This is a genomic window from Caulobacter sp. CCG-8 (genome assembly GCF_037402475.1).
Taxonomy (GTDB): Bacteria; Pseudomonadota; Alphaproteobacteria; order Caulobacterales; family Caulobacteraceae; genus Caulobacter.
Window position 1 is genome coordinate 44208 of record NZ_JBBEUD010000007.1, and the last position, 12081, is coordinate 56288.

11 protein-coding genes are annotated in these 12081 nt (G+C 71.5%); 4 read left to right on the forward strand and 7 right to left on the reverse strand.

The genetic code is table 11. From position 1 onward, the window contains the following. Positions 1–3: 3 nt before the first annotated feature. Positions 4–513 carry a F0F1 ATP synthase subunit B gene (locus WAE60_RS08500; protein WP_029908591.1) on the forward strand — a complete coding sequence of 170 codons (510 nt, stop codon included), beginning with the start codon at positions 4–6 and terminating at the stop codon, positions 511–513. Between the two features lie 68 nt (positions 514–581). On the opposite strand, the gene smc is transcribed toward WAE60_RS08500, so the two are convergent. From smc to WAE60_RS08520, 4 genes are all read right to left on the reverse strand, one after another. Continuing rightward, a complete protein-coding gene (gene smc / locus WAE60_RS08505) occupies positions 582–4028 on the reverse strand; it encodes a chromosome segregation protein SMC (protein WP_337685744.1) in 3447 nt (1148 codons plus the stop codon). A 16-nt stretch (positions 4029–4044) separates the two neighbouring features. Then, positions 4045–4740, reverse strand: a complete 696-nt coding sequence (locus WAE60_RS08510) for a DsbA family protein (protein ID WP_337685745.1) — start codon at positions 4738–4740, stop codon at positions 4045–4047. Next, a complete protein-coding gene (locus WAE60_RS08515) occupies positions 4737–5372 on the reverse strand; it encodes a thioredoxin domain-containing protein (RefSeq protein ID WP_029908585.1) in 636 nt (211 codons plus the stop codon). Before WAE60_RS08515 ends, WAE60_RS08510 begins: the two co-directional genes overlap by 4 nt. Before the next feature lie 125 nt (positions 5373–5497). After that, positions 5498–6040 carry a DciA family protein gene (locus WAE60_RS08520; RefSeq protein ID WP_029908583.1) on the reverse strand — a complete coding sequence of 181 codons (543 nt, stop codon included), beginning with the start codon at positions 6038–6040 and terminating at the stop codon, positions 5498–5500. Between the two features lie 193 nt (positions 6041–6233). On the opposite strand from WAE60_RS08520, the gene mutY reads away from it, so the two are divergent. The 3 genes from mutY (at position 6234) to WAE60_RS08535 (ending at position 8831) form a co-directional block, all read left to right on the forward strand. Then, entirely contained in the window at positions 6234–7295 is a 1062-nt protein-coding gene (gene mutY / locus WAE60_RS08525) for an A/G-specific adenine glycosylase (protein WP_337685746.1), read from the forward strand. 74 nt (positions 7296–7369) lie between these two features. Beyond that, the gene (locus WAE60_RS08530) at positions 7370–7999 is read left to right on the forward strand and encodes a glycoside hydrolase family 25 protein (RefSeq protein WP_337685747.1); all 630 of its coding nucleotides are present in this window, start codon (positions 7370–7372) and stop codon (positions 7997–7999) included. Between the two features lie 112 nt (positions 8000–8111). Continuing rightward, positions 8112–8831 carry a transglutaminase-like cysteine peptidase gene (locus WAE60_RS08535; RefSeq protein ID WP_156035595.1) on the forward strand — a complete coding sequence of 240 codons (720 nt, stop codon included), beginning with the start codon at positions 8112–8114 and terminating at the stop codon, positions 8829–8831. Positions 8832–8838: 7 nt separating this feature from the next. Here WAE60_RS08535 and ccrM read toward each other — a convergent pair whose 3' ends face one another. The 3 genes from ccrM to WAE60_RS08550 all read right to left on the reverse strand — a co-directional run bounded on the left by ccrM (position 8839) and on the right by WAE60_RS08550 (position 11945). Continuing rightward, positions 8839–9915, reverse strand: a complete 1077-nt coding sequence (gene ccrM, locus WAE60_RS08540) for an adenine-specific DNA-methyltransferase CcrM (protein ID WP_029908574.1) — start codon at positions 9913–9915, stop codon at positions 8839–8841. Between the two features lie 319 nt (positions 9916–10234). Further along, the gene (locus tag WAE60_RS08545; protein WP_337685895.1) at positions 10235–10867 is read right to left on the reverse strand and encodes a ribonuclease HII; all 633 of its coding nucleotides are present in this window, start codon (positions 10865–10867) and stop codon (positions 10235–10237) included. Positions 10868–10952: 85 nt separating this feature from the next. Then, entirely contained in the window at positions 10953–11945 is a 993-nt protein-coding gene (locus WAE60_RS08550) for a glycerophosphodiester phosphodiesterase family protein (RefSeq protein WP_337685748.1), read from the reverse strand. Positions 11946–12081: the final 136 nt, after the last annotated feature.

Below are 12081 nucleotides of genomic sequence, written 5' to 3' on the forward strand. Positions count from 1 at the left end.
ACGATGGAACACGAAGCCCTCTTCGATCTCGCCAACCCCGAGCTGTGGGTCCTGATCGGCCTGGCCCTGTTCATCGGCCTGCTGGTCGTGCTCAAGGTCCTGCCCGGCGCCCTGTTCAAGGCGCTGGACGCCCACGCCGAGAAGATCCAGGCCGAACTCGACGAGGCTCACCAGCTGCGGGAAGAGGCCCAGGCCCTGCTCGCCGAGGTGAAGGCTCAACGGGACGAAGCCGAACGCCAGGCCGCCGGCATGCTGGAAGCCGCCAAGGCCGACGCCGCGCTGATCGCGTCGGAAGCCAAGGCCAAGCTGGAAGAGCAGATCGCCCGCCGCGCCGAAATGGCCGAGCGCAAGATCGCCCAGGCCGAGGCCCAGGCCGCCGCCGACGTCAAGTCGGCCGCTGTCGACCTCGCCGCCCAGGCCGCCGAGCAGATCCTGGTCGCCCGCCTCGCGGCCGGCGCTTCGGACGGTCTCGTCGACGCGGCGATCAGCCAGGTCGGTTCGAAGCTGCAATAGCGGTTTCGGATACGGCGAAAAGACGAAAGGCGCGCTCCGCGAGGGGCGCGCCTTTTTCTTTTTGAAGCCTACTGCGCCGCGACCAGCTGCTCGGCGGTCGACAGGTCCACGCTGACCAGCTGGCTCACGCCGCGCTCGGCCATGGTCACGCCGAACAGGCGGTCCATCCGGCTCATGGTCACCGGATTGTGTGTGATGGCGATGAACCGCGTGCGGGTACGCCGGCGCATCTCGTCCAGCATGTTGCAGTAGCGGTCGACGTTGGCGTCATCCAGCGGCGCGTCGACTTCGTCCAGCACGCAGATCGGGGCCGGATTGGCCAGGAAGACGCCGAAGATCAGGGCGCTGGCGGTCAGGGCCTGCTCGCCGCCGCTCATCAGGCTCATGCTGGCCATGCGCTTGCCGGGCGGGCAGGCGAAGATCTCCAGGCCGGCCTCCAGCGGGTCGTCGCTCTCGATCAGCCGCAGCTCGGCCTGGCCGCCGCCGAATAGGGCCTGGAAGAGGGTCTGGAAGTGGGCGTTGATCACCTCGAAGGCGGCCAGCAGGCGCTCGCGGCCCTCGGCGTTCAGCTCCTCGATGCCGGCCCGCAGCTTACCCACCGCGCCCGACAGGTCGGCCCGCTCGGTGCGCATGGTCTCCAGGCGCGCGGCGTATTCGTTGGCCTCTTCCTCGGCGCGCAGGTTCACCGGGCCGATGGCGTCGCGCTCGCGTTCGAGCGCGAAGAGGTGGGCTTCGACGCCCGCGGCGTCCTTCGGAACGGCCACGGCCTCGCCGGCCACGTGGCGGCCCAGCTCCTCGGGCTCCATGCGGGCCTGCTCGCGGATGGCCGTGGCCACCTCTGCGAAACGGTCGCGGGCGGCGTCCAGGGTGGCCACCAGGCCGGCGCGCTTCTCGCGGGCCTCCGAGGCGGCCTGCTCGGCGGCGCGGGCGGCGCGGTCGGCGTTGAGGCGGGCGGTCTCGGCGGCCTCCAGGGCGTCCGAGGCCTTGGCCCGGCGGTCCTCGGCGGCGGCGAACTGCTCGACGATCACGACCAGCTTCTCGGCCAGGACGGTCGGCGCCTCGCGGGCGGCCTCCAGGGCGGCGGCGGCCTTGATCCGGTCGGCGTCCAGGCTGGTCTCGCGCTTGGCCGAGGCCTCGCGGCGCTTGGTCCAGTCGGCGTGGTCGCGCTCCAGGCTCTCCAGGCGGCGCTGGCGGCCGGCGGTTTCGCGGGTCTCCTGGTCCAGGGCCGAACGGGCGGCGGCGGCGGCCTCGCGGGCGGCCGTGGCGGCCTGGCGGGCGGCGGTCAGGCGCGGGGCCAGGTCCTCGGCGCTCTCGGTCCCGGCGCTCTCGGCGCGGACCGCGTCGAGGGCCGTCTGCGCCTCGACGCGCTCGGCCTCGAAGCGGGCGATGGTGTCGTCCAGCGACTGGGCGCGGGCCTCGCGCTGGGCGGCCTCGCGCTCGTAGCGGGCGACCTGCTCGCGGGCGCCGGTCAGCAGGCGCTCGGCTTCGGGCGGACCCCGGCGCTTGTCGCGCAGCGTCTCCTCGGCGACGCGCAGGGCGTCGGCGGCGGTCTTCAGGGCGGCGGTCGCGGCCTCGGCGCGCGGGGCGACCTGGTCGATCTCGGCCTCGACCTCGGCCAGGCGCGTGCGCTGCTCCAGCCGCACGGCGGCCGGCTTGGGGGCGTCGGCGCGGGCCACGAAGCCGTCCCAGCGCCACAGGTCGCCTTCCTTGGAGACGAGGCGCGCGCCCACGGGCAGGCCCTTGGCCAGGCGGTCGCCGTCCGCCCGCTCGACCACGGCCACGTGCGACAGGCGGGCGGCCAGTTCCGGCGGGGCCTTGATCAGCGGGGCCAGCGGCGTCGCGCCGTCGGGCCAGGCGACGGTCTTGGCGTCGGCGCCGGCCCAGAACGAGGCGGCGCGGGGGTCCAGGGCGGCTTCCAGGTCGTCGCCCAGGGCGGCGGCCAGGGCCGCGCCGTAGCCCTTCTCGGGCGTCACCGCGTCCAGGGCCGGCGAGAAGCCGCTTTTGGCGCGCGGGGCGGTCAGCTGGGCCAGGCCCCGGGCCTCGGTGCGCAGGCGGCCCAGCTGGTCCTCGACCTTGCGGGCCAGGTCGCGCGACTGGGCCTCGGCCTGGGCGGCCTTCACACGGACGGCCTCGGCGTCTTCAAGAGCCTGCCGGGCTGACGCCAGGCCTGCCTCGGCGTTGGCGAAGCGCTGGCGGGCCTCGGCTGCGGCGGGGTCAACCACGGGGCCGACGGCGGCGCGTTCGGCCTTGGCCTGGTCCAGGGCGCGGACGGTGCGGGCCAGGCGGCCCTCCGCCTCCTGCAGGCGCTGGGCGGCGGCGCGGGCCCGGGCGTCCTCGGCGGCGGCGCGGGCGGCCAGCTGTTCGACCTCGGCGTCGGCTTTCGCCCGATTGTCCTCGGCGGCCTTGGCGGCGGCGGCCAACTCGGGACCCCGGGCGGGCGCGGCGGCGATCTGGGCGCGCAGTTCGACCAGCTCGGCGTCGGCGCGGGCCAGGGCCTGGACGGCGTCCTGCAGGCCCTGGGACTCGCGGGCCCGGTCGTCGTCGATGCGGGTCAGGTCGGCCGACAGCCGCTCGAACTCAGCCTGGGCGGCCTCGGCCTCGCGCTCGGCGCGGTCCTTCTGGATGGCCAGCTGACCCAGGATCGCCTGGGCGATCGAGGCCTCCTCGCGCAGCGGCGGCATGGCGGTCTCGGCCGCCAGGATCGCGGTCTGGGCCGTGGCGGCGGCGCGGGCGGTCTCCTCGACGGCGCGGGCGGCCTGGGTGGTCTCGGACTGGGTGCGCTCCAGCGTGTCGCGCGCCTCGGTCCAGCGGGCGTAGAGTACGGCCCCCTGCACGGCGCGGATCTCGGCGGACAGGCGCTTGTACTTCTCGGCCTGGCGGGCCTCGCGCCGCAACCGGCCCAGGGCCGTCTCCAGTTCGCGCGCCACGTCCTCCAGGCGCGAGAGATTGGCCTCGGCGGCCCGCAGGCGCAGCTCGGCCTCGTGGCGGCGGGTGTGCAGGCCCGAGACCCCGGCCGCCTCTTCCAGGATGCGGCGGCGGTTCTGCGGCTTGGCCCCGATCAGCTCGCTGATCTGGCCCTGGCGGACCAGGGCCGGCGAGTTGGCGCCCGTCGAGGCGTCGGCGAACAGCAGCTGGACGTCGCGGGCCCGCACCTCGCGGCCGTTGATGCGGTAGGTCGAGCCCTCGCCCCGGTCGATGCGGCGAACCACCTCCAGGGTCGGGTCGTCATTGAACTGGGCGGGCGCGGTGCGGTCGCTGTTGTCGATCGTCAGGGTGACGTCGGCGTGGTTGCGGGCCGGGCGGTTGCCGCTGCCGGCGAAGATCACGTCGTCCATGCCGCCCGCGCGCATGGCCTTGGCCGAGTTGGCGCCCATCACCCAGCGCAGGGCTTCCAGCAGGTTGGACTTGCCGCAGCCGTTGGGACCGACGATGCCCGTCAGGCCGGGCTCGATCCGGAACTCGGTCGGTTCGACGAAGGATTTGAATCCCGAAAGGCGCAGGCGCTGGAATTGCACGGCGCGCGCCCGACTCTCAGCCCTTGGCCGGCTTCGCGGCCGACTTGGGGGCGGCGGCGGGCTTGGGACCCGTCTTGGGCGTCGCCTTGGCGATGGCGGCGGCGAAAATCTCGATCGGCTGGCCGCCCTCGATCCGCTCGCCGTTGACGAAGAAGGTCGGGGTCACCTCGATCTGGTCGCGCTCGCCGGCCTTGGTGATGCGGGCGTTGACGGCGTCCAGGGCCTTCTTGTCCTCCAGGGCGGCGGTGAACTGGGCCTCGGTCAGGCCGAAGCTCTTGCCGATCTTCAGCAGCCCGCCCCACAGGTCCTCGCTCTCGAAGATGGCGGTCTGCTGCCTGAAGATCGCGTCGATGACCTCGAAATAGCGGGCGGGGCCCACCCGCCGGGCCAGCAGATAGCCGGCGGCGGCGAACTCGTAGGGCTGGGTCAGGTATTCGCGGAACACGTACCGGACCTTGCCGGTGTCGATGAACTGCTTCTTGAAGGCCGGGAACACGTCGTTGTTCCAGTGGGCGCAGTGCGAGCACGACAGCGAGGCGTACTCCACCACCTGCACCGGGGCCTTGGGCGAACCCAGGGCCATGTCGCCCTCGGCGGGCGGCAGGGGCGCGGCGCGCGCGACCGTCGGCATGGCGATGACCGCCACGCCCGAAGCCGCCCAGCCCAGGGCCGGGAGGCCCGTTCCGATCAGGGCGCGCCGGCTCAGGATCATTTCGCGGCGGCCTCGGCCTGGTCGATCAGGGTGCTCAGCTGCTCCAGGGTCTGCTCGCCGCCGTCGTCGCCGCCGGCCTTCTTGCCGTTGACGATGAAGGTCGGGGTGCCGGTGATCTTGTCTTCCTTGGCGGTGCGCTCGACGCGATCGTTCAGCGCCTTGAGGGCCTTCTCGTCGTTGACGCAGGCGTTGAACTGGGCCTCGTTCAGGCCCGCCGCCTGCGCCACGCCCTGCAGTTCGCCGCGGATGTCGCCGCTCTGGTAGATGCGCTCCTGGGCGCGGTACAGGGCGTCGACGACCTGGAAGTATTTGTCCTTGCCGGCGCAGCGGGCGATCAGGAAGCCGGCGGCGGCCAGGCGCGGATCGCCGGTCAGGGACTCGCGGGCCACGTAGTGGACGCGGCCGGTGTCGATGTACTTGGCCTTGAAGGCGGGGAAGACGTCGGCGTTCCAGCGGGCGCAGTGCGGGCACGCGGTCGAGGCGTACTCGACGACCGTGACCTTGGCGTTGGCGTTGCCCAGCGACATGTCGTCGGCGGTCACGGCCGCCTTCTTGTCGCAGCCGGCGAGCGTGGCGCCCAGTGTGGCGGAGAGGGCGGCGACGGTCAGGAGCCGGCGGGTCAACGGACGCATGTGATCTTCCCTGGAAGAGGCGTGAACAGTGAAGTTAAGCGCGATTCTTTAGTCGCGTGAAAAGGGCGCGGATAAGGCGAGGCATCAGCCTATCGGACGCGTGGTTGTCAATCCAGAGACGCCGCTCAGCGCGGGTCGCGCAGCACGCCGCGGCCCAGCTTCAGCAGGGCGTCCTTCAGGCCGCCCTCGGGCTGGTCGGCCAGGCTGTCGGCCAGGTCGCGCTCCTGGGCGGCGTCCAACGGCGGCTTCCTGCGGGGGCGGGCGGCGACGGGGGCGGCCTGGACCTTCACCGGGCCCTGGACGATGCGCAGCTTGGTCACCGCGCCCTTGCCCAGCAGGAGGTCCAGGCGCTGGGTGATCTGCGGGGCCTGGTGCTGGATCAGCGAGGCCACGGGGCCGTCGACCCGCAGCTCCAGGGTGCCGCCGTCGCCGGTGCGGCTCTTGATGACCCGGACGGGCTCGGTGCGCCGGGCCAGGGTCTCGCCGACGATCTCCTTCCAGCGGGCCTGCAGGACGCCCGGGCCCTGGCCGAACTTCTCGTCCAGCTTCTTGATCAGCGGGGCCAGCGACTTGCCGGCCGGGGGCGGCGGACGCACCTGCGGACGCGTGCGGCGGCGCTTGAGGATCTCGAGGGCTTCTTCCGCGGTGGGCAGGGGGCGACGGCGCATGGGTTCAGGTTAGCAGAGATAGCCAGGGCCACGATGCAAACATGATGCAAAAAGTTGTCATCCCGGAAGCCTCGCAGAGGCTGTCCGGGACCCAGGGGACTGGGCGAAGGCGGCGCGGCTGTCCTGGGTCCCGGACAAGCGCTGCGCGCTTTCCGGGATGACAACGATAGACGGGTTTTGCATAGCTCGTCCCATGCTCGACATCCCCGCCCTCCGCGCCGCCCTGCTGGCCTGGTACGACGCCCAGGCGCGCGACCTGCCCTGGCGCACCGGACCGGCGGCGGGCAAGGCCGGGCAGCGCTCCGACCCCTACAGGGTCTGGCTGTCGGAGGTGATGCTGCAGCAGACCACCGTGCCGCACGCCACGCCCTATTTCCTGAGCTTCACCCGGCGCTGGCCCACCGTGTCGGACCTGGCGGCGGTGGAGGACGGCGAGCTGATGGCCGCCTGGGCCGGCCTCGGCTACTACGCTCGGGCCCGCAACCTGCTGGCCTGCGCCCGGGCCGTGGCGGCGGAGCACGGCGGGGTCTTCCCCGACACGGAGGAGGGACTGCGCGCCCTGCCGGGCGTGGGCGCCTACACCGCCGCCGCCGTGGCCGCCATCGCCTTCGACCGCGAGGCCAACGTCGTCGACGGCAATGTCGAGCGGGTGATGGCCCGGCTGTTCGCGGTGGAGGAGCCCGTCCCCGACGCCAAGCCGGAGCTGAAACGGCTGGCGGACCAGCTGGTCACCACGGAGCGTCCCGGCGACTGGGCCCAGGCCCTGATGGACCTGGGGGCCACGGTCTGCCGGCCCAAGGGGCCGCTGTGCGACCGCTGCCCGATCTCGGCCTGGTGCGAGGGCCTCAAGACCGGCGCGCCCGAGACCTATCCGCGCAAGACCCGGAAGGCCGACCGCCCGCGCCGGCACGGCGTGGCCTATGTCCTGACGCGCGGCGACGCGGTCGCCCTGGTCCGCCGCCCGCCCAAGGGCCTCCTGGGCGGCATGCTGGGCCTGCCGACCAGCGACTGGCGCGATCGTCCGTGGACGGACGTGGAAGCCGCCGAGGCCGCTCCAAGCTCCGGCGTCTGGCGCGACGTCGGGGTGGTGGAGCACGTCTTCACCCACTTCGCCCTGACCCTGTGGGTGCTGCGGGCCGAGAGCAACGGCGCGGAGCTCGTGGAGGGCGACGTCGTCTGGACCCCGCGCGAGGGGCTGTCGGCCCTGCCCAGCGTGTTCCTGAAGGCCGCGCGGGCCGCCGATCGATTGCTCTGATCGGGCGAGTTTCGGCGAGGGACAACTTCCGGCTTTGGTGGCAAGCTCGCGGCGCCGAGCCCAGGAGCCCGTCCATGGCCATCAACACCGTCATCGACCTCTCGCACCACAACGCCAGCCCGAACTTTGTCCAGGCCGCCGCCGGCGGGATCACGGGCGTGCTGCACAAGGCCACCGAGGGGCTGGGCTTCGTCGATCCCGACTACGCGGTCCGGCGGACCGCCGCTCAGGCCGCGGGCCTGATGTGGGGCGCCTATCACTTCGGGACTGGCGACGATCCCGTCGCCCAGGCCGATCACTTCCTGCAGACGGTCGGGCCGGACAACGCCGGCATGCTGCTGGTCCTGGATTTCGAGCAGAACCCGAACGGCTCCAGCATGAACTTGGACCAGGCCCGGGCCTTCGTCACGCGGATCAGCGACCAGGCCGGGCGTTGGCCCGGGCTCTATTCGGGCAATTACGTCAAGGAGCTGCTGGGGAACGAGAAGGATCCGGTGCTGTCCTTGTGCTGGTTCTGGCTGGCCCAGTACGGCTCCACCGCGACCGTACCGCCCAACTGGTCGGGCTGGACGCTGTGGCAGTACACGGACGGGGTCAACGGGCCGCAGCCGCACGCCGCGCCGGGGATCGGCCCCTGCGATCGCGACCAGTATTTCGGCGAGGCCGACGCCCTTCGGGTGTTCTGGCTGAACGGGGGCGCCTAAACGCTCGGCGCCCTCCGGCGAAAGGGATACGGCGGCTGCGGTAAACCCCCGATGGGCGCGGGATCGGCGGCCTCCTAGCCTAACGCTCCAAACAGCGTTGGGCGTGGTCGGCATGCCGGAAATCCAAGACGTTCGACGCCGGCGTTTCCACCGGCTGGCCGGGGCGGGACTCCTGGCCGCGATGCTGCCCACAGCGTCCCGCGCCAACACGCTGGTGGGCGGTTGGATCACCATCAAGATTCCGCCGCCGCCCGACGTGGCGGCCAAGCTCAAGAACTTGACGGCCAGGGTCGATGCGCGCCAGCCGTTGATGGAAACCAGCAATGAGCGGCCGATCCGGAAATACCGGGAATTTCTTGACCAGCTGGCGGCGAAGAACCTGTCGCAGATGGATCAGCTCAAGGCGGTCAACACCTATGTCAACGCGAACGTCGCCAGGAGGAAGGACGGGCCGGAAGACGTGTGGGCCGAGGCGTACACGACCCTGAAGGAGGGCGGCGATTGCGAGGACATCGCCCTGGTCAAGCGCTGGGGGCTGAAGCGGCTGAAATACGCGCGCGAGAACCTGTTCCTGGTCATGGGCATGACCCTGCTGACCCGCCCGCCCGAAGGCCACGCCCTGCTGGCCGTGCGCCTGTCCGACAAGGTCTTCCAGGTCATGTACAACCTTGTGTACTCGATCGAGGACGCGACGAGCCTGCGCTATTTCGAGCCCGCCTACGCCGTCAACGAGTTCGGCTTCTGGCGGGTCGACAGGGTCGACCACGTCGGCGGCGACTATTGGCAGGAGGCCTATCTGCGCGCGGTGAAGCGCCAGGGCGGCAAGGCCTGAGCGGCGGCTAGTTCATCCCCGCGCGCACCTGCGAGCGCAGGACGTCGATCGGGGCCAGGCCCTTGTCGGTCTTGAAGTGCCAGTAGGTCCAGCCGTTGCAGGCCGGGGCCGACTGCACCAGGGCGCCCACCTTGTGGATCGAGCCCGACAGGTCGCCGACGGTGATCGAGCCGTCGGCCCGCACCTTGGCGGCGTGCGACCCCTTCGAGCAGAACAGGGTGTCGCCCGGGTTCAGCAGGCCGGCCTCGACGATCGTGCCGAACGGCACGCGCGGCTCGGCGCGCTTCGAACCCATGACGTCCAGGTCCTGCGGCGCGATCGGAACGACCTTGGCGATGCGCTCCTTGGCGTGGGCGATGTACTCGGCCTCGCGCTCGATGCCGACGAACTTGCGGCCCAGGCGCTTGGCGGCGGCGCCGGTGGTGCCCACGCCGAAGAACGGATCCAGGATCACGTCGCCCGGCTTCGTCGTCGACAGGATGACGCGATAGAGCAGGGCCTCCGGCTTCTGGGTCGGGTGGGCCTTGTTGCCGTCGGCGCCCTTGATGCGCTCCTCGCCGGTGCACAGCGGGATGGTCCAGTCCGAGCGCATCTGCACTTCGTCGTTGGCCATCTTCAGGGCGTCGTAGTTGAAGGTGTAGCGCTTGGCGCCTTGGCTCTTGGAGGCCCAGATCAGGGTCTCGTGGGCGTTGGCGAAGCGGGTGCCCTTGAAGTTGGGCATCGGGTTGGATTTGCGCCAGATCACGTCGTTCAGAATCCAGAAGCCCAGGTCCTGCACGGCCACGCCGACGCGGAAGATGTTGTGGTAGCTGCCGATCACCCAGATCGCGCCGTCGTCCTTCAGCACCCGGCGGGCGGCCTTCAGCCATTCGCGGGTGAACTTGTCGTAGGCGGCGAAGCTCTCGAACTGGTCCCAGTGGTCGTCGACGGCGTCGACCTTGGAATTGTCGGGACGCAGCAGGTCGCCGCCCAGCTGCAGATTGTAGGGCGGATCGGCGAAGATCAGGTCCACGGACTTCTCGGGCAGGGCGTTCATCGCCTCGATGCAGTCGCCCTGGATGATGGTTTCAGGCCCGAAGGACATGTCCGCTTCCCGTCAAAAACACTGAGCGGAATCATGAGTCTAGCTAGTAAATAGTGTGTTGAGGGACGTGGTTACCCACCTGTTAACCCAGCCTTTGGTTGTGGATTTGAGTCTGGCCGGACTCAAGCTCTTGATTGAATTCAAGAACATTCTCGCCGTCATCCTCGGACTTGTTCCGAGGACCCCTCGTTCAGCTATGTTGCCGACGGCCGAGGAGAGCGCCGCTGCTGCGCCCCAGCTTGCATGGACAGGGGGGCGGACACAGGGGTCCTCGGAACAAGTCCGAGGATGACGGGCGAAAGGATGGCGGAGAAGGGCCCTACCCCTCCAACTCGTCCTCGAACGCCGCGCCGTCCAGCAGATCCCCCGCCAGGGCCAGCTTGACCGGCGCCCAGCTCATCCGGTGGATCGGCGAGGGGCCCAGGCGGCGCAGGCCCTCGACATGGATCGCGGCGTGGTAGCCCTTGTGGCCGGCGAAGCCGTAGCCGGGATAGACGCCGTCCATCTCGACCATGATCCGGTCGCGGGCCTCCTTGGCCAGGATCGAGGCCGCCGCGATCGAGCACGACAGGCTGTCGCCCTTGACCACCGTCTTGACCTCGCAGGGCAGGGGGAAGCGATAGTTGCCGTCGACCAGGGCGAAGCTGGGCGTCACCCCCAGGCCCTCGACCGCGCGCCGCATGGCCAGGCCGGCGGCGTGCAGGATGTTCAGCTCCTCGATCTCCTCGACGCTGGCCAGGCCCACGCACCAGGCGACCGCCACCGACTTGATCTCGATCTCCAGCGCCGCGCGCGCCTTGGCGGTCAGCTTCTTGGAGTCGTTGAGGCCCGCGGGGATGCGCGCCGGGTCCAGGATCACCGCGGCGGCGCTGACCGGCCCGGCCCACGGCCCGCGCCCGGCCTCGTCCACGCCGCAGACGTGGCCGGGACCGCAGGCGGCTTCCAGCATCATGTCGGGGCCGGTTCGGGCGAGGGCGGAGGACTTGGTCACGCCCCGCTCATAATCCGTTTCGGGCGGTCGCGAAAAGGTCCGACGTCTACAGCGCCGCGTTGACGACCGGTGGGGCGTTGCCGCGCAGGCCCCGGGCGTCGAGATAGTCGAGCAGGACCGCGGGGCGGTTGGTCTGGATGACGCTGACGCCGTCGTCGATCAGCCGCCGCCAGGTGTGGCGTCCGTCGGCCGCCGCCCCGCCGGCCCAGGCCCGGGCCCAGACGCCCTTCAGCCCCTTGCGGGCCAGGGCGTTGCTCCACAGCCGCACCCGCGCCAGCCGCGCCTGGGCCCGCACGGCCTTGAACTCCGAGCGCCGCAGGTCGCACAGCTCGATGGCCGGGACCCGGTTCTCGGCCAGCATCTGCAGGGCGGCGATCCCGGCCGGATCGCCCAGGGCGCGCCCGCCCACCGCCCCGACCATCGGCATGAAGGCCAGGCTGCGATAGGGCGGCAGGTCGGCCATGGGCGCGGCGCCGGCCTCGGGCCGCGCCTTGACCAGCACCTGGCCGGCGGCCCCGCTGGCCAGGACGACCTGGGCCACCTGCTCGGCGATCGGCTCCTTGACGTCCAGATTGATCAGGATGCGGCCCTGGGCCCGGGCCAGGAACGCCTCGAGGGTAGGCGGCGCCTCGGTCGGTCCGCCGCCCGGCGTGTCCAGGCGCAGCGCCTGGACCTGGGCCAGGGTCAGGTCGGACACCCGGCCGCGGCCGTTCGTGGTGCGGTCGACGGTGGGGTCGTGCATCAGCACCAGCGCCCCGTCGGCCGTGCGGCGGATGTCGATCTCGACCATGTCGACGCCCAGGGCCACGCAGCGGTCCAGGGCCGCCAGCGAGTTCTCCGGCACGGCCTTGGGCATGCCGCGCGAGGGCGCGGGGGCGTGGCAGGCCCGGTGCGCCACCACCAGCACCCCGTCCGACCAGTCGTAGAGACGGTCGCGCAGGTCGTCGGCCGGCTGAGCCACAACCGGTCCGGCCGTGGCGGCGACCAGCGTCGCCGTGAGCGCCGCGAGGCGTCGGGATGTGAAACGGGCAAGGCGCATGGTGAAGCTCCCCACTGCGCCCGAATGGCTGATTCCCGCAACAGTGGAGCGTCGGAAGGCTGACAGGACCGTGACGAGAGTCTCGGCGTCCTTCCCTCCTCCTCGTGGGGAGGGTGGCCCTGGCGGAACCAGGGTC